The sequence below is a fragment of the Halorubrum sp. C191 genome (assembly GCF_002727095.1).
Taxonomy (GTDB): domain Archaea; phylum Halobacteriota; class Halobacteria; order Halobacteriales; family Haloferacaceae; genus Halorubrum; species Halorubrum ezzemoulense.
Genome location: NZ_NHNZ01000096.1, coordinates 1 through 20,409, shown reverse-complemented (window position 1 = coordinate 20,409; position 20,409 = coordinate 1). Strand labels below are relative to the sequence as shown.

Annotated in this window: 23 protein-coding genes and 1 pseudogene; 12 read left to right on the top strand and 12 right to left on the bottom strand. The window is 71.2% G+C overall.

Going from position 1 to position 20,409, the window contains the following annotated elements; translation table 11 throughout:
• Nucleotides 1–122 precede the first annotated feature (122 nt).
• The gene (ilvA, locus tag Z052_RS08760) at nucleotides 123–1,334 is read left to right on the top strand and encodes a threonine ammonia-lyase (protein ID WP_086215771.1); all 1,212 of its coding nucleotides are present in this window, start codon (nucleotides 123–125) and stop codon (nucleotides 1,332–1,334) included.
• Nucleotides 1,335–1,693: 359 nt separating this feature from the next.
• Here the strand turns inward: ilvA and Z052_RS08755 are convergent, their stop codons facing one another.
• The 5 genes from Z052_RS08755 to folP form a co-directional block, all read right to left on the bottom strand.
• Entirely contained in the window at nucleotides 1,694–2,254 is a 561-nt protein-coding gene (locus Z052_RS08755) for a hypothetical protein (protein WP_094521109.1), read from the bottom strand.
• A gap of 138 nt (nucleotides 2,255–2,392) precedes the next feature.
• The gene (locus Z052_RS08750) at nucleotides 2,393–3,463 is read right to left on the bottom strand and encodes an NAD(P)/FAD-dependent oxidoreductase (protein WP_094521110.1); all 1,071 of its coding nucleotides are present in this window, start codon (nucleotides 3,461–3,463) and stop codon (nucleotides 2,393–2,395) included.
• Between the two features lie 181 nt (nucleotides 3,464–3,644).
• Nucleotides 3,645–4,367: a bifunctional 2-polyprenyl-6-hydroxyphenol methylase/3-demethylubiquinol 3-O-methyltransferase UbiG gene (locus Z052_RS08745; RefSeq protein ID WP_094495436.1), complete on the bottom strand. Its 723-nt coding sequence runs from the start codon at nucleotides 4,365–4,367 to the stop codon at nucleotides 3,645–3,647.
• 77 nt (nucleotides 4,368–4,444) lie between these two features.
• On the bottom strand, nucleotides 4,445–5,941 hold the full coding sequence (locus Z052_RS08740) for a DHH family phosphoesterase (RefSeq protein WP_049931836.1): 1,497 nt from the start codon (nucleotides 5,939–5,941) through the stop codon (nucleotides 4,445–4,447).
• 85 nt (nucleotides 5,942–6,026) lie between these two features.
• On the bottom strand, nucleotides 6,027–8,693 hold the full coding sequence (gene folP, locus Z052_RS08735; protein ID WP_099288967.1) for a dihydropteroate synthase: 2,667 nt from the start codon (nucleotides 8,691–8,693) through the stop codon (nucleotides 6,027–6,029).
• Nucleotides 8,694–8,839: 146 nt separating this feature from the next.
• On the opposite strand from folP, the gene Z052_RS08730 reads away from it, so the two are divergent.
• From Z052_RS08730 to Z052_RS08720, 4 genes are all read left to right on the top strand, one after another.
• Entirely contained in the window at nucleotides 8,840–9,874 is a 1,035-nt protein-coding gene (locus tag Z052_RS08730) for an ABC transporter ATP-binding protein (RefSeq protein ID WP_089308844.1), read from the top strand.
• Nucleotides 9,871–10,626 (top strand): ABC transporter permease, encoded by a 756-nt coding sequence (locus Z052_RS08725; protein WP_049931830.1) that lies wholly within the window; start codon nucleotides 9,871–9,873, stop codon nucleotides 10,624–10,626. The genes Z052_RS08730 and Z052_RS08725 overlap by 4 nt, the downstream gene beginning before the upstream one ends.
• A gap of 91 nt (nucleotides 10,627–10,717) precedes the next feature.
• Nucleotides 10,718–10,861 carry a zinc ribbon domain-containing protein gene (locus tag Z052_RS19750; RefSeq protein ID WP_129452291.1) on the top strand — a complete coding sequence of 48 codons (144 nt, stop codon included), beginning with the start codon at nucleotides 10,718–10,720 and terminating at the stop codon, nucleotides 10,859–10,861.
• Between the two features lie 89 nt (nucleotides 10,862–10,950).
• Nucleotides 10,951–11,964 carry an aldo/keto reductase gene (locus Z052_RS08720; RefSeq protein WP_049931828.1) on the top strand — a complete coding sequence of 338 codons (1,014 nt, stop codon included), beginning with the start codon at nucleotides 10,951–10,953 and terminating at the stop codon, nucleotides 11,962–11,964.
• Nucleotides 11,965–11,977: 13 nt separating this feature from the next.
• Here Z052_RS08720 and hisH read toward each other — a convergent pair whose 3' ends face one another.
• On the bottom strand, nucleotides 11,978–12,631 hold the full coding sequence (gene hisH / locus Z052_RS08715; protein ID WP_049931826.1) for an imidazole glycerol phosphate synthase subunit HisH: 654 nt from the start codon (nucleotides 12,629–12,631) through the stop codon (nucleotides 11,978–11,980).
• Between the two features lie 129 nt (nucleotides 12,632–12,760).
• Between hisH and Z052_RS08710 the strand changes: the two genes are divergently transcribed.
• The 3 genes from Z052_RS08710 to Z052_RS08700 all read left to right on the top strand — a co-directional run bounded on the left by Z052_RS08710 (nucleotide 12,761) and on the right by Z052_RS08700 (nucleotide 15,695).
• Nucleotides 12,761–13,801: a phosphate/phosphite/phosphonate ABC transporter substrate-binding protein gene (locus tag Z052_RS08710; protein ID WP_049931825.1), complete on the top strand. Its 1,041-nt coding sequence runs from the start codon at nucleotides 12,761–12,763 to the stop codon at nucleotides 13,799–13,801.
• Nucleotides 13,802–13,872: 71 nt separating this feature from the next.
• Nucleotides 13,873–14,691 (top strand): phosphonate ABC transporter ATP-binding protein, encoded by an 819-nt coding sequence (gene phnC, locus Z052_RS08705; RefSeq protein ID WP_049931823.1) that lies wholly within the window; start codon nucleotides 13,873–13,875, stop codon nucleotides 14,689–14,691.
• A complete protein-coding gene (locus Z052_RS08700; RefSeq protein WP_049931821.1) occupies nucleotides 14,688–15,695 on the top strand; it encodes an ABC transporter permease in 1,008 nt (335 codons plus the stop codon). The genes phnC and Z052_RS08700 overlap by 4 nt, the downstream gene beginning before the upstream one ends.
• A 6-nt stretch (nucleotides 15,696–15,701) precedes the next feature.
• Here the strand turns inward: Z052_RS08700 and Z052_RS08695 are convergent, their stop codons facing one another.
• The 3 genes from Z052_RS08695 to Z052_RS08685 form a co-directional block, all read right to left on the bottom strand.
• Entirely contained in the window at nucleotides 15,702–16,334 is a 633-nt protein-coding gene (locus tag Z052_RS08695) for a uracil-DNA glycosylase family protein (protein ID WP_086215764.1), read from the bottom strand.
• A 65-nt stretch (nucleotides 16,335–16,399) separates the two neighbouring features.
• Nucleotides 16,400–16,966: a DUF99 family protein gene (locus Z052_RS08690; RefSeq protein ID WP_049931817.1), complete on the bottom strand. Its 567-nt coding sequence runs from the start codon at nucleotides 16,964–16,966 to the stop codon at nucleotides 16,400–16,402.
• Nucleotides 16,967–17,149 (bottom strand): DUF5786 family protein, encoded by a 183-nt coding sequence (locus Z052_RS08685; protein WP_007995123.1) that lies wholly within the window; start codon nucleotides 17,147–17,149, stop codon nucleotides 16,967–16,969.
• Nucleotides 17,150–17,261: 112 nt separating this feature from the next.
• Between Z052_RS08685 and Z052_RS08680 the strand changes: the two genes are divergently transcribed.
• On the top strand, nucleotides 17,262–17,903 hold the full coding sequence (locus tag Z052_RS08680; protein ID WP_099288966.1) for an MBL fold metallo-hydrolase: 642 nt from the start codon (nucleotides 17,262–17,264) through the stop codon (nucleotides 17,901–17,903).
• 238 nt (nucleotides 17,904–18,141) lie between these two features.
• On the opposite strand, the gene Z052_RS08675 is transcribed toward Z052_RS08680, so the two are convergent.
• Together Z052_RS08675 and Z052_RS08670 are read right to left on the bottom strand one after the other, a co-directional pair.
• Nucleotides 18,142–18,291, bottom strand: coding sequence for a 50S ribosomal protein L40e (locus tag Z052_RS08675; RefSeq protein WP_006629440.1), 150 nt, complete (start codon nucleotides 18,289–18,291; stop codon nucleotides 18,142–18,144).
• Between the two features lie 85 nt (nucleotides 18,292–18,376).
• Nucleotides 18,377–18,646: a co-chaperone YbbN gene (locus tag Z052_RS08670; protein WP_006111654.1), complete on the bottom strand. Its 270-nt coding sequence runs from the start codon at nucleotides 18,644–18,646 to the stop codon at nucleotides 18,377–18,379.
• 158 nt (nucleotides 18,647–18,804) lie between these two features.
• Here Z052_RS08670 and Z052_RS08665 point away from each other — a divergent pair, with 158 nt between their 5' ends.
• From Z052_RS08665 to hisE, 3 genes are all read left to right on the top strand, one after another.
• Complete coding sequence (locus Z052_RS08665; RefSeq protein WP_049910744.1) at nucleotides 18,805–18,966, top strand: preprotein translocase subunit Sec61beta; 162 nt, start codon at nucleotides 18,805–18,807, stop codon at nucleotides 18,964–18,966.
• 94 nt (nucleotides 18,967–19,060) lie between these two features.
• Nucleotides 19,061–19,654, top strand: coding sequence for a pyridoxal 5'-phosphate synthase glutaminase subunit PdxT (gene pdxT / locus Z052_RS08660; RefSeq protein WP_099288965.1), 594 nt, complete (start codon nucleotides 19,061–19,063; stop codon nucleotides 19,652–19,654).
• A complete protein-coding gene (gene hisE, locus Z052_RS08655) occupies nucleotides 19,651–19,977 on the top strand; it encodes a phosphoribosyl-ATP diphosphatase (RefSeq protein ID WP_049931812.1) in 327 nt (108 codons plus the stop codon). Before pdxT ends, hisE begins: the two co-directional genes overlap by 4 nt.
• A 20-nt stretch (nucleotides 19,978–19,997) precedes the next feature.
• On the opposite strand, the pseudogene Z052_RS20940 reads toward hisE, so the two are convergent.
• A pseudogene (locus Z052_RS20940) lies at nucleotides 19,998–20,237 on the bottom strand (hypothetical protein); the annotation flags it as partial.
• Between the last annotated feature and the right edge of the window lie 172 nt (nucleotides 20,238–20,409).

Here is a 20,409-nt window from a genome sequence, read left to right as displayed (position 1 = left end):
GTGTCGGGCCGCCCGGCGGCAGGCAGTCGGCACACGGCGACCGCGGCGGGTGCCGTCGACCGTCCCGTGGACGGTCGCCCCCGACCGGAACCGATTAGCGGGCGGCGCGGCGACGGGGTGGCATGCTCAGTCTTGCCGACATCCGCGAGGCGCGCGAGCGGGTCTCGGGCGTCGCCCGCCACACGCCGCTTGAGCGGTCGCGCTCGTTCTCCGAGATGAGCGGCGCGGACCTCCACCTGAAACTGGAGAACTTCCAGCGGACCGGCGCGTTCAAGATTCGCGGCGCGATGAACCGGATACAGACGCTCTCGGAGGCGGAGCGCGAGGCCGGCGTCGTCACCGCGAGCGCCGGGAACCACGCGCAGGGCGTCGCGCTGGCGGCGAGCCGCGCTGGCGTCGACGCCACCGTCGTGATGCCGAAGTTCGCGCCCGTCTCGAAGGTGAAGGCCACCCGCGGGTACGGCGCGAGCGTTCGCCTGGAGGGCGTCGACTACGACGAAGCGCAGGCGTACGCGCACCGGCTGGAGCGCGAGGAGGACCGGACCTACGTCCACGCGTTCGACGACCCCGTGGTGATGGCCGGACAGGGGACCCTCGGCTTGGAGATCGTCGACGACTGCCCCGACCTCGACACGGTCGTCGTCCCGATCGGCGGCGGCGGCCTGATCTCGGGCGTCGCGGTGGCGATCAAAGAGCAGCTGCCGGACGTGCGCGTCGTGGGGGTCCAGGCGGAGGGTGCGGCGTCGGCCGCGAAGTCGCTCGAGGCGGGCGAGGTCACGGAGATCGACAGCGTCGACACGATCGCCGACGGGATCGCGACGCGGTCGGTCGGCGAGGAGACCCTCGAGGTCATGGCGGAGTACGTCGACGAGGTCGTCACCGTCGACGACCGCGAGATCGCCTTGGCCCTCACGCTGCTCTTGGAGCGCGCGAAGACGCTCGTGGAGGGCGCGGGCGCGGTCGCGCTCGCCGCCGTCCTCTCGGAGGCGTTCGAGTACGACGACGGCGAGACGGTCGTCGCCGCGCTCTGCGGCGGTAACATCGACCTCAACCGCCTCGGCACCGTGGTCCGGCGCGGGCTCGTCCAGATGGGCCGGTACCTCAAGATCACGATCGACCTGAAGGACCGACCCGGCGAACTGGAGCGCGTCTCCAGCATCGTCGCGCGCACCGGCGCGAACGTGTACGCGGTCCACCACGACCGAACCTCGCGGGACGTGGCCGTCAACGCCGCCGAACTCGAACTCGAATTAGAGACCGACGACGCCGAACACGCCGCCGACATCGTCGACGCACTCGAAGCGGAGGGGTACGACGTGGAGATTCTGTCCTGAATCGGTCGGCGATGGCGACCATTTACAAATAGAACTACGGTGGCGCGTGCCTCCGAGCGCCCGGAGGGCGCGAGGAGCGCGCGCGAGGGAGTCAGTCGCCCGGAGCAACGCGGAGGGCGACTGACGAGGCTGGGGAGGTGTGAGGTGCGGTTGCTGTGCGGGGTGGGATTCAACTGGGCAGCCGAGAGACGGGCACAGGTCACGCAAGCACCGAAAGGAGCGAGCAGCGCGAGCGACTGAGGGACACAGCGAGCGTGCGCCCGCCTCTCGGCTGGGGCTTTGGATGCGGCCACCGCCGGTCGATTGTCAGTTGTTCATAAGCGAGCAACTGGGAGTTCGGCTACGATAGTTCGCCCGATTCACTCCGACGAGTCCGTCGAGTTGCTCCCAGAACCGGGAGCCGAAACGCTGCCGCTCACGCTCGTCGACCCGCCGAGGAGCGAGGAATCCGAGTCGCCGCGCAGCGTCGTGACCGTCTCGCCGTCCTGTTTCACGATCAGGGTCCACGGGTCGTTGCCCGCGGGAATCCGCACCGTGCCGTTGTAGCGGACGACGCCGGAACACGACCGCGGCGCCGCGTCCGTCTCCTCGGTCGGAACGTCGAGCACGTAGGCGGACTCGTTCACCCGCTCGAACGTCGGGCCGCCGATCGCGTGCGAGGGTCCCGGCAGCGAGACGTTTCTGGAGTACGTGATCTCCGTGTTCTCGGCGCCGGCGACCACCGACGTCGAGCTGTTCGCCGAGAAGTCGTCGGGACAGCGGACCTCGTCGGTATCGAAGTGGAGCAGCGCCGGCGGATCGCTCGCCCCGCCGAGGAGGCCGCCGGGCCCTCCCGACACGGGGCCGGCGAGGGCGACGGCGCTACCGGTCACGAACAACGCGAGCGCAGCGGCGACGACGACCAGACCGCGTCTGTTCATCACATGTCCAACGACGGGAGAGGCGGAAATAGTACCGCGTATAACTCAAAGAGGGGTTTGCGTCACCGATCGCGTCACGGGTGTGGATGGAGCCGTCGAGACGGCGAATCGAACGCGTCGGAACCGACGGACCGCGCTTCAGTCGTCCGCGGCCGCGGCGTCGAGCTCGCCTTCGTACAGCTCGCCGGCGCGCTCGCGCTCGGAGAGGTACTCGTCGGCGTCGAGCGCGGCCTTCACGCCCATCCCGCCGGCGGTGGCCGCCTGCTGGTAGTGGAAGTCGACCACGTCGCCCGCGCCGAAGAGCCCCTCGACGCCGGTCCGGGTCTGGCCGCCGCCGCGGCCGCCCTCGGTGAGCAGGTAGCCGTCGTCGTCGGTCTCGATACCGGTGCCTTCGAGGAAGTCGGTGTTCGGCGTGTGACCGATGGCGTAGAAGACGGCCCCCACGTCGAAGTCGTACTCGTCGACCGCGTCGGCGGTCGCGGGGTCGTCGAGCTTCTCCTTCGGGTGGCCGTCGGGGTGTTCGACGAGGGTCACGCGGTCGATGCCGTCCTCGGGGGTGCCGTGGATCTCGGTGAGCTCGGTGTTGAGGAGGAGCTCGATCTCGCCGTCTTCGACGGCGTCCATCGTGCGCTCGATCCACACGTCCTCGGCGCGGAACTCCTCGCGGCGGTGCGCGATGTACACCGTGTCCGCGAACTTCGTCAGGAAGTTCGCCTCCTCCATCGCGGCGTCGCCGCCGCCGACGACGAGCATGTCCTCGTCGCGGAAGAACGCGCCGTCGCAGGTCGCGCAGGTGGAGAGGCCGTAACCCATCAGCTCCTCCTCGCCGGGGACGCCGAGCGTCCGCGCGCTGGCGCCCGACGCCGCAATGACGGCGTCGGCGGTGTACACGTCGCCGTCGGTGAGCGCGACGTGGAAGTGGCCCGCCGGCTCCTTCGAGACGTCCTCGATGACGCCGTTTCGGGTCTCGGCGCCGAACTTCTGCGCCTGCTCTTTCATGTCGTTGATCAGCCCCGGCCCGGAGATCCCCTCGGGGAAGCCGGGGTAGTTCTCCACGTCGGTCGTCAGCGTGAGCTGGCCGCCCGGCTCGTCGCCCTCGACGAGCAGCGGGTTGTTGTTCGAGCGCGCGGCGTATATGGCCGCGGAGAGACCCGAGATACCGGTGCCGGCGATGATGAGTCGGCGGTGTTCGACGATGTCGTCGGTCATTACCCACAGTTGGCCGCCGCGTCCTATGTACGTTGCGACCGTTGCGCGATTCCCGCACGACCGCCCCGCCGATGCTGCCGCGGACTTGCCCGCCGGACCACCACCGACCCGCTCGGCGAACTGCTGCGGACCCGCTCGACGAACTGCCGCGGACCCGCTCGACGAACTGCCGCGGACCCGCTCACCGCACCGCGACGAACACGCTCCGGTCGTCGCCGGGGCCGTACCCCGAGGACACGTCAACGTCGTCGAACCCGGCATCTGCGAGCGCGTCGCCGATCCGCTCGTCGGCGAACGGCGTCATCCGGCGCCGGTCGGTGAACGGGTCGCCGTCGGGGGTGAACGTCACCGCGCGCCAGTCGAGCCGGCCGTCGTCGGTCGCGACGTGGTGCGCGACGCGGACGTACCGGAGTTCCCCATTTGCGTCGTGGCCAACGTCGAGACCCGGGGAGTTCCCGTCGGACGGCAGCGGGGAATTATCGAAGACGAGGACGCCGCCGGGCCGGAGTCGGTCCCGGAGCGCGGCGAGCGCGGGGTCGAGGTCGCCGGGCCCGAGGTGGTTCACGACGCCGCGGATGGCGACGGCGGCGTCGAACGGTTCGGTGTCGTGCAGGTCCGGCTCCGGGAGCCCGGTCCGGTAGATCGAGACGGCGTCGGCGGGGCACTTCTCCCGCGCGACCGCGAGCATCCCCTCGTGGACGTCGATCGCGGTCACGTCGACTCCGCGGGCCGCGAACCGGCGCGTGTGCTCGCCGGTTCCGCAGCCGACCTCCAGCAGACGCTCGGGGTCGACGCCGCGGTCGGCGAGCGCGTCGAACACGAAGCCGGCGTCGCGGTCGTAGTCCCACTCCGACTGGATCGCGTCGTACAGCCGCGGGCGCTCGTCGTAGAGGCCGTCGGACATGGCGGGAACAGGCGCTATCTCGGCGCCCGGTGATGAGTGTCTTACGCCGCCTCGGGACCGGTTCGCACGACGGCGCCTCAGTCCGTCGGGAACTCCGGCGGAAGCCCGGTCGGCTGCGCCGGCGCGTCGTCGAGGGCCTCGAAGAAGCGCCCGGCGACGAACTCCTCGACGACCTCGGGCAGCGACTCCGACTCGTCGACCGCGGAGAGGATGCCGAGCGGGACCTGCGCGCCAGCCATCGAGGCGTGGCCCCCGGCCGACCCCGCGGGATCGAGCGCGTCGCGCAGCAACTCGCCGGCGTCGACCTCGGCGCCGCGGGCGCGGGCAGAGCCGTAGATCACGCCGTCGGTGTAGCCGTAGACGAACGTCACTGTCACGTCCTCCAGGTCGAGAAGCCGATCGGCCGCCTGCGCGAGCGCGTCGCGGTCGGTTATCTCGCCGACGCAGGAGGCCGCGACCGACCCGCGCACGTCGCGGTTCTCGATGGCGGCCGCGAGGACGCGGAGCGTCTCCGGGCTCACGCTCGGGCTCTCGACGCGTTCGAGCGTCGACTCGTCGGCGTGCGCGAGCAGCGCGGCGGCCGCCTCGAAGTCGTCGGTCGCGGTCGCGCGGGTGAAGTCCTTCGTGTCGATCCGGATGCCGTACAGCAGCGACGTGGCGAGTTCCCGGTCCGGCGCGATCCCGTACCGCGAGAGGTACTCGGCGATGAGCGTGCTCGTCGCACCGACGTCGGGCCGGATGTCGACGAACGATCCCGCGACCGGCCCCCGCGGCGGGTGGTGGTCGACGACCACGTCGACCGGGTGGCCCTCGGGGAGGCTGTCGTTGATCCCGGCGCGGGAGTGGTCGACTAGGGCGACGCCGCCGTACTCGTCGAGGTCCACCCCGTCGAACGACCGGAGCCCGATGTCGAGGAGGTTCACCAGCGCGCGGTTCTCCTGATGGGAGATGTCGCCGCCGTAGCAGGCGTCGGCGTCGACGCCGATCGACTCCGCGATCCGCGCCAGCCCGAGCGCGCTGGCGATGGCGTCCGGGTCGGGGTTGTCGTGCGCGACGACCAACAGGGGCCCCGAGAACCCCCGGAGCGTCGCGAGCAGCCGGGCCGGCTTCTCGCCGTCGTCGGCATTGGCGCGCGAGAGGGCCGCCCCGGGGGAGGCGCCGCGACCGTCGGCGAGTCCGATCGCCTCGGAGACCCGATCGACGACCGCCTCGACGGGGTCGACCACGCGGTCGGCGACCGCCTCGACCGCCGCCCGCTGCTCCTCGGTCGGCGCCGTACCGAGGTGCGCGACGATCATCGCGTCCGGGTACCTGTCCCGAGCGGCGCGCGCGGCGGCGACGTTGCGCTCGGGGTCGTCGCTCGCGACCAGCACGACCGCCGCCGAGTCCGGATACGTCGCGGGGTCGGAGGGGTCGGCCTCGACGGTGGCGACGTTGCGGTCGCGCAGCGTCGACACCCAGCCGGTGTCGTCCGTGATCGCCACCAGGTCGTCGCGGTCGCCGCGCTCCTCGCGGGCGCGCTCGACGAGCGCGTTCCCGACCGCGCTACAGCCGAGCAGCAGGCGCCGGGTCATACCGGCGCGAGGGGATCGCGAGGCAAAACGCTGCCGTCGGCGCGGCGCGGGGCCGCTCCCGGGCCGAGCGGGCGCCGATGCCGAGTCACTCCGGGTCCTCCCCGTCGCGGAGCGCGCCGTTCGCCGCCGCGGCGACGTCGACCGCCGCGCGGTTCTCGGCCACGTCGTGGACCCGGACGATGTCGGCGCCGCGGTCGGCCGCGAGCGCGGTGCCGGCGACCGTCGCGTGCTCGCGGTCGTCGGCGTCGCGCCCGACCGCGCCGTACAGCGACTTGTGGGAGTGGCCGACGAGGACCGGGCAGCCGAGCGCCGCGAACTCGCCGCAGCGCGCGAGCAGCTCGAAGTCCTCCGCGGGCGACTTCCCGAAGCCGATCCCGGGGTCGACGATGACGCGATCGCGGTCGATGCCCGCCGTGTCGGCCAGCGCGAGGCGCTCGCGCAGCGCGTCGACGACCTCGCCGACCACGTCGTCGTACTCGGGGTCGGCGTCCGGGTCGACCGGCGCGTCGAGGCTGTGCATCACGATCACCGGGCAGTCGGCGTCGGCGACGACCGACCGCATCGCCGGGTCCTCCAGCCCCGTCACGTCGTTGATGATGTCCGCGCCCGCGTCCAGCGCCGCCCGGGCGACCGCCGGCTTGCGCGTGTCGACCGAGACGAGCACGTCCCCGGACCCGACCGCAGGCACCGACTGGATCGCCTCGATCGTCGGGACGACGCGCTCGATCTCCTCGTCGGCCGGGACCGGGTCGGCGCCCGGACGGGTCGACTCGCCGCCGACGTCGACGATGTCGACCCCGGCGTCGACCATCCGCTCGACGCCCGCGACCGCGTCGTCGAGGTCGGCGTGGCGCCCCCCGTCGTGGAAGGAGTCCGGCGTAACGTTGAGCACGCCCATCACGGCGGTCCGGTCGCTCCACGGGAACTCCGGGGCGGACTCGTCGTCCGCGGACGCCGACCTACCGTCCGGCGCGTCGATCCCGACCGACGCGGCGATGTCGGTCGCCACGCCGCCGAGCCCGCCGCCGTCGCTCGCGGCGAGCCGGTCGACGAGCGCGCGGAGCTCGGCGACCGTTCCCGCGACGGTGACGGGGACGTGCTCGCCGCCGGCCCCCCGGTCCTCGTTCGCGCCGAGCCCCCCGAGCGCCGCGTCGCCGCCGACGATCCGCGCCGCGGCCGCGACGCGCTCGGCCCGATCGCCTCGTAGCCGGAGCGTGAGGGTGCGGTGGTCGACGCCGTCCCGGTGCGCCGCGATCCCGTCTGGTTGAACGCCGGCCGTGTCGAGCGCGTGGGCCGCGCCGTCGACGCCGCGGACCGTCCGCTCGCGGACCGTTCGCATCCGCGCCGCCCGGGCCTCGGCGACGGCGAACAGCGAGCCGACGAGCAGCACGCAGTCGCCCGCCTCGGCGCGGTCGACCGCCGCCGCGAGCGCGTCCGCCACGTCGTCGCCGGCGGTCACGCGGTCGACGCCGGCGGAGCGCAGCGCCGCCGCGAGGACCGCGGGGTCCTCGGCGCGGTCGATGGCGGGCCGGCAGGTGACCGCCGTCGCCGCGTCCGGGAGCGCCGCAGCCGTCTCGGCGTGGTCCTTGTCGTGCATCGCCGCGTACACGAGGTGGAGGTCGTCGTAGTCGTACTCGGCGAGCGTCGCGGCGAGCGTGCGGGCGGCCGCGGGGTTGTGCGCGCCGTCGAGGACGGTCAGCGGCGCGGTGTCGACCACCTCGAACCGGCCGGGCCACGTCGCCCGCGCGAGGCCGTCGCGCACGTCGCGGTCGTCGAGGTCGGTTCGCAACGCTGCCGCGGTCCGGTCCGCGAGCGCGACGGCGACGGCCGCGTTCGTCGCCTGATGGCGCCCGACGAGCGGGATTCGGTAGGTGCCCTCGCGCTCGCCGGCGAGCGCGACCTCGGCGTCGGTGGCGCTGACGCGACCCTCGTAGCTCGCCGCGAACGCCGGCGGGTCGTCGGGTTCGGGGTCGCTATCGGTGGGGTCGGCGCCCTCGTCGCGCTCGTCGGGTTCAGCGTCCTCGTCGCTATCGTCGGCTTCGGTGTCCTCGTCGCTATCATCGGGATCGGCCGCCTCCGACGCGCCGTCTCCGACCACTCGCGTCACCGGCGCGCCCGCCTCGCCGGCGACCTCGCGGACCACGTCGAGCGCCTCGCCCTCACAGGCGGTGACGAGCGGCGTGTCGGGGCGGGCGATCCGGGCCTTCGTCCGGGCGATCTCGGCGATCGTGTCGCCCAGCACGTCGGTGTGTTCGAGCGAGACGTTCGTCACGGCGGTCGCGACGGGGTCGACCGCGCTGGTCGCGTCGTACTCGCCGCCGAGGCCGACCTCCAGGACGGCCACGTCCACGTCGCGCCGCGCGAACTCGCGGACGGCCATCGCCGTGACGACCTCGAAGAAGGTGAGCGGCTCGCCGGCGGCCGCCCGGTCGATCAGCCACGGGCGCACCGCCTCGACGAAGTCGGCGATCGCCGACTCGGTCATCTGCCGGCCGTCGACGCGGACCCGCTCGGCGAGCGCGGAGAGGTGCGGCGAGGTGTACAGCCCCACCGACAGCCCCGCCTCCCGGAGGACCGACTCGGTCAGCCGCGCCGCGCTGCCCTTCCCGTTCGAGCCGGCGATCTGGACGAACGGAACGTCCGCCTGCGGGTCCCCGAGGTGCGCGAGCAGCGCCTCCACCCGATCCGTGCCGGGCTTGACCGAGAAGCGGCGGAGGTCGAAGAGGAACGCCGCCGCCTCGTGGTAGTGCATGTCCCGTGAGTCGGCGGCGCGTCGCTTAGACGTAACGGACCTGACCGGGAGGGCGGGCGCGGTGACCACGACCGCGCCGGAGGGGCCGACACCCCTGCGTCGACCGAAAAGTAACCCTTACGCGCGCGGCGGCCGCAGTCGATCGCATGGATGAGACAGCGACCGCCGACGCCGCCGCGGGAACGGCCGCCGACGGGGCCGCGGCCGACCCCGTCGTCGCCGGCGGGGGGGTCCGGAAGGAGTACGGCGAGGTCGTCGCGCTCGACGGGGTCGACCTCGACGTCGCGGCCGGCGAGGTGTTCGGGCTCATCGGACCGAACGGCGCCGGGAAGACGACGCTGGTGCGCGCGCTCACGGGGACCACCGAGGCCGAGGGCGACCTGCGCGTCTTCGGCGAGGCGCCGGCGGCGGTCGACCCGGCCCGGATCGGGCTGCTGCCGCAGTCGTTCGACCCGCCCGCGCGGCTCACGGCTCGGGAGCTGGTCGACTACTACGGCGGGCTGTACGACGCGGCCCGCGACACCGAGTCCGTCCTCGATGACGTGGGGATGGCGGACGACGCCGACGCCTGGTACGAGACGCTCTCCGGGGGCCAGCAGCGGCGCACCTGCGTCGCGACCGCCGTCGTCAACGACCCCGACCTCCTCTTCCTCGACGAGCCGACGACGGGGATCGACCCGGCCGGCCGCCGGGCGATCCACCGCCTGATCGAGCGGCTCGCGGCCGGCGGGACGACCGTCTTCCTCACGAGCCACGCGATGGACGAGGTCGAGCGGCTCGCCGACCGGGTCGCGCTGCTCCGCGACGGGCGGGTCGTCGCGAGCGGAGCCCCCGACCGACTGGTCGCCGAGCACGGCGGCGCGCCCCGCCTCGACGCCGACACCGCGACGGCGACGGGCGAGGAGACCGTCGAGCGCGTCGCGGCCGGCGTCCGCGAGCGCCTCGGGGACGACCCGACCGTCGAGGCGACCGACGGCGGGCTCCGGGTGCGCGGCGTCCGCCCGGAGGCGATCGGGGACGCGGTCGACGCGCTCGACGCGGCCGGCGTCGCGTTCGACTCGCTCTCGTGGTCCGAGCCGTCGCTGGAGGACGTGTACCTGCGGCTCACCGGCGAGGAGTACGCGCGGCGGGGCGGCGCGGCGGAGGCGACCGAGGCCGTCACCGACGGAGGGGAGCGATGAGCCGCCTCGGGCGGGTCCGGACGGAGGCGGTCGCGGCGGCGCGCTCGTTCACGCGCCGCCGGACGGCGGTGTTCTTCACCTTCTTCTTCCCGGTCATCCTCGTCGTCATCTTCGGCGCGCTGGTGCGGACCCAGCCGACCGGCGGCGGCCTCTTCGCCGAGCCCGCGGGCTACTACATCCCCGGCTACCTCGCGGTCGTCGTCCTGTTCACGCCGCTGTCGCGCGTCGGGTCCGAGATCGCGCGCCACCGCGACGGCGGGCGGTTCGAGAAGCTCGCGACGACGCCCCTCTCCCGCGCCGAGTGGCTGCTCGCGCACACGCTCGTCAACGTCGGGATCATCGGCGCCGCGAGCCTGCTCATCCTCGGGCTCGTGCTGGCGGTGACCGACGCGACGCTCATCCTCTCGCCCGCGCTGGCCGTCCTGCCGGTCTTCGTCGCGGTCGCGGTCGCGCTGTTCTGCGGGCTCGGGGCCGTCCTCGGCGCGCTCGCCGACTCGCAGGACGGCGTGATCGCCGCGAGCAACACGGTCGCGCTCCCGCTCCTCTTCCTCTCCGAGACGTTCGTCACCCCGTCGCTGCTGCCGGCGTGGTTCCGGCCCGCGGTCGCGGCCTCGCCGCTGACGTACTTCGCGCGGGGGACCCGGGCGATCACCTTCGAGGGCGGCGCGTGGACCGGCGACCTGCTGGTGTTGACCGCGCTCGCGGCCGTCTTCCTCGCGGTCGGCGCGTACGCGGTCCCGCGCACCGAGTGAGGGCTCGCCTCCGAGGCGGCGTCGGCGCCGCGGTTCGGAACCGTTCATTTATGGTCACAGCCCGCGCATCCGTGAACCGAGAGGAAGGCCGTTGACCACCGTTCACTTCACCTGTCCGGACTGCGACCAGACTATCGAGGTCAACGACGCGATGCGAAAGACGATCCTCGACACCGGCTGCCCGGTGTGTACCGCGGCCGCGGCCGAGGAGCACTTCGCCGTGACCTGTGAGTAGCCGCCGCTGGGACCCTGCGATCGACACTCGTTGACACATCGCGTCCGCTTGCTGTGCCTTTTTGCGTCGACCGCGACAACCGTTCGGCGATGACGCCCGAACTCGACGAGATCGACCTGGGAACCGTGCCGCTCGGCCGAACCGGCCTGCGGACGAGCGAGCTCCAGTTCGGCACGTGGCGGTTCGGCCGCGTGACCGAGGCGGGGAACGTGGAGATCGACGAGGAGCGCGCCCACGAGCTGCTCGACGCCTACGAGGCGGCCGGCGGGCGGTACATCGACACCGCCGACGTGTACGGCGGCGGCGACTGCGAGCGCTGGATCGGCGACTGGCTCGCCGAGCGGGACCGGGAGCGCTACACGATCGCGTCGAAGGTGTACTGGCAGATCCGCGACGGCGACCCGAACAGCCGCGGGACGAACCGCAAGAACGTCCGCCACCGCGTCGACGCCCTCCTCGACCGGCTCGACACCGACTACATCGATGTCCTCTACATCCACCGCTGGGACGACGAGACGCCGGCCCGCGAGCTGATGAAGACGCTCAACGGGCTCGTCGAGTCCGGCAAGGTCCACTACCTCGGCGCCTCCACGCTCCGCCCGAACGCCTGGAAGGTCGCCCGCGCCAACGCGATCGCCCGCAGCGAGGGGTGGGAGCCGTTCACGGTGCTCCAGCCGCGGTACAACCTCGTCGACCGCGAGATCGAGGGGGACTACCTCGAGTTCGCGCGCCAGCAGAATCTCGCCGTCTCCCCGTGGAGCCCGCTCGGGCAGGGCTTCCTGACGGGGAAGTACGACCGCGACGCGGACCTCCCCGACGACTCGAAGGCCGCCGAGTCGAGCCGCTTCCAGGAGGCGTACCTCACCGAGGAGAACTTCGACGTCCACGACGAGCTGGACGCGGTCGCCGACGAGGTCGGCGCGTCGCCCGCGCAGACCGCGCTCGCGTGGCTCGCGCACCGCGACGGCGTCACCGCGCCCATCGTCGGCGCCCGGACGGTCGACCAGCTGCGCGAGAACCTCGCGGCGGCGACGATCGACCTGTCGGACGAGCAGGTCGACCGGCTGACCGCGGCCAAGCCGGGGCCGTACGACGCGCTGTAGAAGGGAACGGGGGCTACCGCTCCGCGCAGTAGTCGACGAAGTTCCGCAGGATCGTCAGCCCCGTCTCGCCGCTCTTCTCGGGGTGGAACTGCGTGCCGAACACGTTGCCGGCCTCGTTGGCGACGACCGCCGGGAAGTCGACCCCGTAGTCGGCGGTGGCGACGACCGCGTCGGCGTCGTCCGGCTCGGCGTAGTAGGAGTGGACGAAGTAGGCGTACTCGCCGTCGACTCCCTCGACCAGCGGGTGCTCCCGCTCGACTTCCAGCTCGTTCCAGCCCATGTGCGGCACCTTCCGGTCCACCTCGAAGCGCACGTTGGTACCGGAGATCAGGTCGAGTCCGGTCACCTCGCCCTCGCCCTCGTGGTCGGCCTCCTCGCTCGTCGTCAGGAGCATCTGCATCCCGAGACAGATCCCGAAGAGGGGGCGACCGGCCTCGGCGTGGTCGGTCAACGCCTCGCGCAGCGGGCCGGCGTTCTCCATCCCCTCGCGGAACGCGCCGACGCCCGGGAGAACGACGCCGTCGGCCGCGGCGAACGCCTCGGGATCGTCGGTGATCTCGACGGTCGCGCCCGCGCGCTCCAACCCCCGAGTCGCCGACCGGAGGTTCCCGAGCCCGTAGTCCACGAGCGCGACGGACACGTCGCGGTCCGGTGGAGATTCGTCCATGGTTCCGGTTCGCGACCGCGGTGGAAGTCAGTTTCCATCCGTGAGGCGTTGCATAGCGGTACGTAGCCGTACGTATATTTGAACAGCAACACTTTTGATAGAACAGTAAAACCCACACACGTACTCCTCATGGAGCGACGACGCCAATTCCTCAAGATCGCGGGTGCGGCAAGCATCGTTGGACTGGCCGGCTGTAGCGGCGGCGGCGACGGGTCGGACGGCTCCGACGGCATGAACGGCTCTGACGGGTCGGACGGCTCCGACGGGTCGGACAGCGAACCGGAGATGACGTTCGGCGGCGACGGCACGATCGACTTCGGCATTTCGCCGTCCGTCCCGCAGGAGGACCTCAACGTACAGTACTCCCCGCTCGAAGAGCACATCGGGAGCTACCTCCGGGAGAACTACGATGTCCCCAGCGACCTCAGCGTTGAGGGGACCATCGGAAGCAACTACAGCGCCATCATCCAGTCTCTCGGCCAGGGGACGCTGGACATCGCCGAGACCGGGCCGTTCGCGGCCGCCCTCGGCGTGAAGACCGGCAACGCGGAGGTCATCCTCCAGCGGTACGGCTACGGCGGCTGGACGTACAAGAGCATCATCGCGACGCCGAACGACAGCGACATCACCGAGCTGTCCGACCTCTCCGGGAAGACGGTCGCGTTCTCCGACCGGCTCTCCACCAGCGGCGCGCTGTACCCGCTGTACAGCATGTCGAGCCAGGGGGACCTCGACGTCGGCGAGCTCCCCGAGGGAAACGGCTCGCAGGCCGAGTTCGACGCCCGCTTCGCCGGCGGCCACGTCGGCTCGTACACCCTCCTCGAACAGGGCCAGGTCGACGCGGCCGCGATGGGCGGCTTCGTCCGCGACACGAAGACCGGCCCCACGCCGGACGAGTGGCAGGAGGTCGCGACTACCCTCCACGAGGACGAGGGGCTCCCGCGCGCACCGATCGTGGTCTCGCCCGAGCTCGACGACGACGTGAAAAGCGCCATCCAGGAGGCGTTCCTGGAGGGCCCGGACAGCATCTACTACGGCGCGGACGGCGAGGACGGCACCGGAGACGACCTCTGGTTCAGCCGCGTCCGCGGGGCGACCCAGGACGACTACCAGTCCGTCATCGACGTCGCCGACGAGCTCGGCGTCGGAACCGACATCTTCAACCAGTAGATCCCTCACGGTCCCCCAACTTCGGATCGTTTTTCACACGATCGGTCTGTTTTTGGACAAACTCACACCTCATGCCAACGATCGAATTCGAAAACGTCAGTAAAATATACGACGAGGACACCGTCGCCCTCGACGACGTGTCGTTCACCATCGACGAGGGGGAGTTCGTCATTCTGCTCGGTCCCTCCGGTGCCGGCAAGTCGACGATGTTGCGGGTGTTGAACGGGCTCACGGAACCCACCGAGGGGTCCGTTCGCATCGGCGGCGAAGAGCTTCAAGGGAACCGCAGCGGGGTCGGGATGGTGTTCCAGGAACACTACCTCATCGAGAGCAAGACCGCGTTCGGCAACGCGCTATCCGGGGCGCTCTCGCGGAACGGGCTCCTCCGGAGCGCCCTCGGGATGCACGACGACGCGGACAAGCGGACCGCCCTGGAGGCACTCCAGACCGTCGGCCTCCTCGACGAGGCCGGGCAGCGCGCCGAGTCGATGAGCGGGGGACAGAAACAGCGCGTCGGGATCGCCCGCGCGCTCGTCCAGAACCCCGAGATCGTCCTCGCCGACGAGCCGGTCGCCAGCCTCGACCCGAAGGCGGCCCGCGACGTGATGCGCTACCTCAAGAAGGCGGCGACCGAGCAGGACCTCACCACGATCACCAGCCTCCACCAGGTGAACATCGCGCGAGAGTTCGGGGACCGGTTCCTCGGGATCCGCGGCGGCGAGGTGATCTTCGACGGCGACGCCGACGACCTCACCATGGACGAGATGGACCGGATCTACTACGGCGAAGCCCAAGGCGGCAAGACGGTTCCGACCGGAACGAGCGGCGACGAACTCGGCGGGAGCGACGCCGACGTCGACGCCGCCGCCGACGGGGGTGAGCGGGCGTGAGCTCGCCAGACTCGGCGATCGACGACCAGTTCCGCGCGCTCGAACGGCTCCGCCGACTCAAATACCTCCTGTGGGCCGGGCTGCTCGCGGCCGTTCTCGGCGTCACCTACTGGGGTCTCGGCTTCATCGGGTTCCAGCCCAACGTCGTCGCCGGGCGGCTCCCGGGGATGTACGAGTTCATCTCGACCGGCTTCTTCCCGCCGGACTTCCAGAACTTCACGATCTACACCAAAGACCAGGGGATCAGCGGGCTACAAGCGATCCCCGCGAGCTTCGGCGACGGCGGCGCCCACATCATCGAGAGCTTCCAGTCGTCGCGGCAGTCGCTGGTGAAGGCGAGCCTCGTGACGCTCCTGCTCGGCATCATGGGCACCGTGTTCGCCTTCCCGTTCGCGCTCGTCCTCGGGGTCCTCGGGAGCGAGCGCGTCACGCCGTTCCCGTTCAACTTCATCTTCCGGGGTACCCTCAGCGGGATCCGCGCCATCCCCGCCATCGTCTGGATTTTCCTGTACATCCCCATCGGCCCACCGGGACAGGTGACGGCGGTGCTCGCGATCGCGACCGACAGCATCGGGAACCTCGGCCGCCTGTTCACCGACGACCTCGAAGAGATCGAGGAGGGGCCGATCGAGGCGATCCGGTCGACCGGTGCGTCGGGCACCCAGACCGTGAGCTTCGGGATGTTGAGTCAGGTCTCCCGCTCCTTCATCGCGTGGACGCTGTACATCTTAGAGATCAACACCCGGATCGCGATCTCGCTCGGCGTCGTCGGCGCTGGCGGGCTCGGACTGATGATCCGGAACAGTCAGGACCTCTTCGAGTTCCAGCAGACCGCCGCGGGGCTGGTGATGGTGTTCATCGTCGTCCTCGGCATCGAACTCATCTCCTCGCGCATCCGCGCCCGGCTCCGGCCGGGCGAGCACGAGGGGAAGGGGCTCATCGAAGCGATCCGCGGCCTGTTCGACCCGAAGAAGTGGCTCGGCGTCGGCGACCGCCGCGACTGAGCCGACTCAGAACTCGCCGAGCCGCGACTGGCCGTCGCCGCCGTTTTCTCCCCGGTCGCTGACGCCGCTCAGTTCGGCCGCCCGGGCGATCGTCTCGAAGAAGCCGTCGCGCTGACTCCGGTCGTACAGCGTCGCTGCGGGGTGGACGGATAACAGTACGCGCCGCGACACGCCGGCGAGCCGCGCGTCGACCACGTCGCCGGACTCGCCGGTGATCGCGACCGAGCGGTCGAGGAGGTGTTCGCTCGGCACCTTCCCGAGCGTCACGATCAGCTCCGGGTCGAGTCGGTCGATCTCGCTTTCGAGGTACCCGCGGCAGTTCGCCAGCTCCTCGGTCGTCGGGTCGCGGTTGTCCGGCGGTCGGCAGCGCACGCAGTTCGTGATCCGCACGTCGGCGCGGGCGAGCCCCGCGTCGCGCAGCGCCTCGTCGAGCACGTCGCCGGACCGCCCCACGAACGGCTCGCCCTCCTCGTCCTCGGTCGCGCCCGGCCCCTCGCCGACGAACAGCAGGTCCGCGTTCGTCGGGCCGACGCCGTCGACGATCCGGCTCCGCGACTCCACCAGCGCCGGGCACCGCTCGCAGGATGGCACTCGGAGGTCCTCGTCGAGCGCGGAGCCGTCGCCGCCGTGTTCGCTCATGCCCACGGCTCCGGGCGCGGTCGTCTAAGTAGCGTCGGTCGAACGGGCCGCACGCCGAGCCCCGCCTACTCGGCCGTCGCCGCCTCACGGTGCGCGCTCGCGGCGAGCGCCGCGATCCGGAGGGGCTCACAGCGCCGGAAGCCGTCGCGAGTGAGTCCCCGGATCGCCGCGGCGGCGCGCTCCGGTTCGATACCGACCGCGCGGACGAATCGGGGCCGATCCGAGTCCGGGTCGCCGACCGGAACGCGGGGCGGAAGCGACCGGTACGCGGCGAGCCGGTCGGCGAGGGCCTCGCCGTCGAACGCGTCCCGGAGCGCCGGTTCGAGCCCGGGGCTCGCCTCGTAGCTCACGGCGTAGACCGGGCGGTCGAGCGTCTCGGCGAGTTCGTCGAGGTCGAGGAGGTTGAACCACGCGGGCGCGACCCCCGCACAGACCACGTGGCGGACGTCCTCGCGGGCGAGCGTGCGCCAGCAGTCGATCACCGCGTCGGTCGCGTCGGTGCCGCCGACGGTACACCGCGCGAACGCGAAGCCGTCGGGGGTCCCGTCGGCGCGAACGACGACGCCGGCCCCGTGGCTCGCGTCGCGGGCGTCAGAGAAAGCGACGCCGAGCGCGCGGCTCGGCGTGGTCACTCACGCGTCCTCGGACTTTATCTCCTGGAGCCGGTCGAGAAGCTCGTCGTTCGAGGCGCCGGGTTCGTAGTCCACGGACCCTTGGTGGGTCTCCTGGGCAGCCCGGACGCCGTCGTCGTCGTCGAAGTCCGCGTCCAGGTCCTGATTCTCCTGTTCGGACTCGTCGTAGCTGCCGAAGCCCATTTGTGTGTGATACTAACAGGGGGTGAGTGATAAATCCACGGCCGTCAGCGGACCCGAGGGGCTCGCTGGGGTGCGACTGTACGCTTTTGTCGCTCCGCGAGCGAGTGGAGGCATGGAGCCGATCACCGTCACCGCGGACGCGGAGGAGTTCACCTGTAACGCGTACCTCGTCGTCGGGGACGAGACGACGCTCGTCGACGCGGGAACGATGCCCGGCGTCGAGGACGCCGTCGCCGACGCCCTCGCCGACGCCGGCGTCGACGGCCTCGACCGCGTCGTGATCACGCACCAGCACCGCGACCACGTGGGCGAGCTCGGCGCGGTGGTCGAGCGCTTCGACGCGGAAGTGCTCGCGTACGCCGATCACCCGCTCCGGGACGCCGCGCTCGGGGACGGCGACGAGGTGGTGGTCGGCGACGAGTCCTGCGAGGTCGTCTACACCCCCGGACACGCCGACGACCACGTCTCGCTCGTCGGCGCAGAGCGGCTCTACTCGGGCGACGTGGTGGTGTACAACGACGGCGCCTTCGACGACGGCTCGTTCGGCCGGACCGACATGGCCGGCCAGTCGCGCGAGCGCCTGATCGAGAGTCTCCGCGAGATCCTCGACCGGCTGCCCGACTCCACGGGGGCGATATTCCCCGGCCACGGCGACGTCTACCGCGCCGTCGACGGCCCGGACACCCTCCGCGAGGTGATCGAGCGCGCGACGGAGCGCGCCGAGCGCCGCGAGCCGAAATACCCCGACGGGTGAGCGGGAGCCAGGTTTAAAACCGAGTGACTGCGAGACCGACCACCGACTTCGGCGCGCGCCTCCGAGCGGCCGCCTTCGGCGGCCGCGAGGAGCGCGTGCGAGGGACGCGGTGAGAGAGGGGTGACCGAAGGGAGCCCCGAGCGAACCGCGAGGCTGGGGCGGAGCGAGGCACACGCGCGGCTGGCGGTCAGGAGGAGAGTCCGCGAGAAGGGCCGTGAACGACCCGGAAACGGCCGGATTACGCCGCGCGGCGCTCGGTCGCCTTCGGGCGGAGCTTGGTGTAGCCGCACTTGCGGCAGCGCTCGGCCTCGGAGGCGTTGCGGGCGTTACAGCGCATACAGATCTGTCGGTCGAGCATGCGACGTTCGGCGGCGTCGAAACTGGCCATACGGCTACTGTGCGGGCGGTGCTGTAAAAGGTTGCGAGACGCCGCGACGGTCGCGGGAGGAGAGGCTAGTCGGCGAAAGTCCTAGTCAGGCGCCCGCTTCCGAGAGGGCGGCCTCGATGTCCTCGCGCTGCGTGACGCCGACGAAGCGGTCGACGACGCCGTCGTCGTTCTCGACGATGAGCGTCGGGAGCGAGCGGACCTGGTACTGGTTCGCGACGTCCTGCTCCTCGTCGACGTCGACCTTCTGGAGCTCGAACGCGTCGCCGAGGTCTTCCTGGATCTCCTCCAGGATGGGGTCTTGGGTCTTACACGGGCCGCACCACTCGGCGTGGAAATCCAGCAGTCGAACGGTCATAGTCGCGGTCAACTACCGCCGGGCCGCGCATAAGGGTTTCCCACTTGTGCGTGCGCGCGCTCGGCGGCGACTCGACCGGGCGACGGCGCGACGGTGGCGCGAACACGGTCCGAACGACGAACGAAACGTTTAGGACGCGTCGCCGTCCAGAAGCGGACATGAGTGGTTCCAACTCTGGCGGGCTGATGTCCAGTGCGGGACTGGTCCGCTACTTCGAGAACGAGGACCGGAACGCCATCGCGATCGACCCCAAGACGGTCCTCGCGTTCTGCGTCCTCTTCGGCGTGTTCGTCCAGATCCTCTCGCTGACGGTCGCGTAACGACCCCGCCGTTCCCGTTCTGCCGACGCACCGATCCCGAGTCGACCGGTCGCGTAGCGCGCCCTTTTTCCACGCGCCCGCCCCACCGATACGTATGAAAGCAGGCGTCATCGCCGTCCAGGGCGACGTGGCCGAACACGCCGCCGCCGTCCGCAACGCCGCGGCCGCCCACGACGAGTCCGCGGAGGTCGTCGAGATCCGAGAGTCGGGGGTCGTGCCCGACTGCGACGTCCTCCTGATGCCGGGCGGGGAGTCGACGACCATCTCGCGGCTGATCCACCGCGAGGGGATCGCCGCGGAGATACGGGACCACGCCGCGGCCGGGAAGCCGATCCTCGCCACCTGCGCCGGACTGATCGTCTGCTCGACCGACGCGAAGGACGACCGGGTCGAGCCGCTGGGGCTGGTCGACATCTCGGTCGACCGCAACGCGTTCGGCCGGCAGAAGGACTCCTTCGAGGCGAAGGTCCCGGTGACCGGCCTCGACGACCCCTTCCACGCCGTGTTCATCCGCGCGCCGGCCATCGACGACGTGGGCGACGGCGTCGAGACGCTCGCGACCGTCGACGGGCGCCCGGTCGCGGTGCGCGACGGGCCGGTCGTGGCCACCGCGTTCCACCCGGAGCTCACCGACGACCCGCGGATCCACGACCTCGCCTTCTTCCCCGAGCGGGAGGTGGTCGCGTGAGCGATCCGGCCGAGGGCGAATCGAGCGCGGACGAGCCGCCCGAGGCCGTCCTCGACGAGCTGTTCGCCACCATCGAGTCGCGCAAGGAGGAGCTCCCGGAGGGGTCGTACACCGCGTCCCTGTTCACCCACGAGAAGGGAGAGAACGCGGTCTTAGAGAAGGTCGGCGAGGAGACGACTGAGGCCATCCTCGCGGCGAAGGACGACGACCGCGAGGAGCTCACCGCGGAGAGCGCCGACCTCGTCTACCACCTGCTCGTGTTGTTCGCGATGAAGGACCTCGGCGTCGACGACTTACGCGCTGAGCTCCGCGAGCGGTTCTGAGTCCCCGCGGTGGTCGACGCCTACCGCTCCCGTTCGAGTTCGCGGTCGATCTCGTCGACCTCCTCGGTCTCCAACTCCTCGCCGATGCGCCGCTCGAACTCCGCCTCGCTGATCTGTCCCTCGACGTACTGCTTCCGGAGGCGGTCCTGACGGCTGCTCCCGGCGTCGACCGAGGTCGACGAGGCGGACTCCGAGCCGATCGAGTCGAGCGACGGCGAGCCGCCCTCGCCGAGCAGCCACGAGCCGGCCTTGTAGGCGACTCAGCTTTGAACGTTGTCGTGTTGACACTATTGGACCCGAAATCGGAGGAAAAGACGTTCTACGAGGAGTTTACGGTATCGGCCGAACTGGAGAGTGATTCACAGAGGATAATGAAGGCAGCGTTCACGGCGTTTGAACCTCTAGTGGAAAGTGGAGCGTCTGCGGCTGAAC

Bases quoted from the DNA above. Each gene is read 5' to 3' on its own strand.
- Z052_RS08675 (WP_006629440.1), bottom strand. From the start codon at position 18,291: ATGGCCAGTTTCGACGCCGCCGAACGTCGCATGCTCGACCGACAGATC.
- Z052_RS08750 (WP_094521110.1), bottom strand. From the start codon at position 3,463: ATGACCGACGACATCGTCGAACACCGCCGACTCATCATCGCCGGCACC.
- pdxT (WP_099288965.1), top strand. From the start codon at position 19,061: ATGAAAGCAGGCGTCATCGCCGTCCAGGGCGACGTGGCCGAACACGCC.
- Z052_RS08710 (WP_049931825.1), top strand. From the start codon at position 12,761: ATGGAGCGACGACGCCAATTCCTCAAGATCGCGGGTGCGGCAAGCATC.
- ilvA (WP_086215771.1), top strand. From the start codon at position 123: ATGCTCAGTCTTGCCGACATCCGCGAGGCGCGCGAGCGGGTCTCGGGC.
- Z052_RS08730 (WP_089308844.1), top strand. From the start codon at position 8,840: ATGGATGAGACAGCGACCGCCGACGCCGCCGCGGGAACGGCCGCCGAC.
- Z052_RS08685 (WP_007995123.1), bottom strand. From the start codon at position 17,149: ATGGGCTTCGGCAGCTACGACGAGTCCGAACAGGAGAATCAGGACCTG.
- Z052_RS08680 (WP_099288966.1), top strand. From the start codon at position 17,262: ATGGAGCCGATCACCGTCACCGCGGACGCGGAGGAGTTCACCTGTAAC.
- Z052_RS08725 (WP_049931830.1), top strand. From the start codon at position 9,871: ATGAGCCGCCTCGGGCGGGTCCGGACGGAGGCGGTCGCGGCGGCGCGC.
- Z052_RS08695 (WP_086215764.1), bottom strand. From the start codon at position 16,334: ATGAGCGAACACGGCGGCGACGGCTCCGCGCTCGACGAGGACCTCCGA.
- Z052_RS08745 (WP_094495436.1), bottom strand. From the start codon at position 4,367: ATGTCCGACGGCCTCTACGACGAGCGCCCGCGGCTGTACGACGCGATC.
- folP (WP_099288967.1), bottom strand. From the start codon at position 8,693: ATGCACTACCACGAGGCGGCGGCGTTCCTCTTCGACCTCCGCCGCTTC.
- hisH (WP_049931826.1), bottom strand. From the start codon at position 12,631: ATGGACGAATCTCCACCGGACCGCGACGTGTCCGTCGCGCTCGTGGAC.
- Z052_RS08720 (WP_049931828.1), top strand. From the start codon at position 10,951: ATGACGCCCGAACTCGACGAGATCGACCTGGGAACCGTGCCGCTCGGC.
- Z052_RS08755 (WP_094521109.1), bottom strand. From the start codon at position 2,254: ATGAACAGACGCGGTCTGGTCGTCGTCGCCGCTGCGCTCGCGTTGTTC.
- Z052_RS08665 (WP_049910744.1), top strand. From the start codon at position 18,805: ATGAGTGGTTCCAACTCTGGCGGGCTGATGTCCAGTGCGGGACTGGTC.
- Z052_RS08670 (WP_006111654.1), bottom strand. From the start codon at position 18,646: ATGACCGTTCGACTGCTGGATTTCCACGCCGAGTGGTGCGGCCCGTGT.
- phnC (WP_049931823.1), top strand. From the start codon at position 13,873: ATGCCAACGATCGAATTCGAAAACGTCAGTAAAATATACGACGAGGAC.
- Z052_RS08740 (WP_049931836.1), bottom strand. From the start codon at position 5,941: ATGACCCGGCGCCTGCTGCTCGGCTGTAGCGCGGTCGGGAACGCGCTC.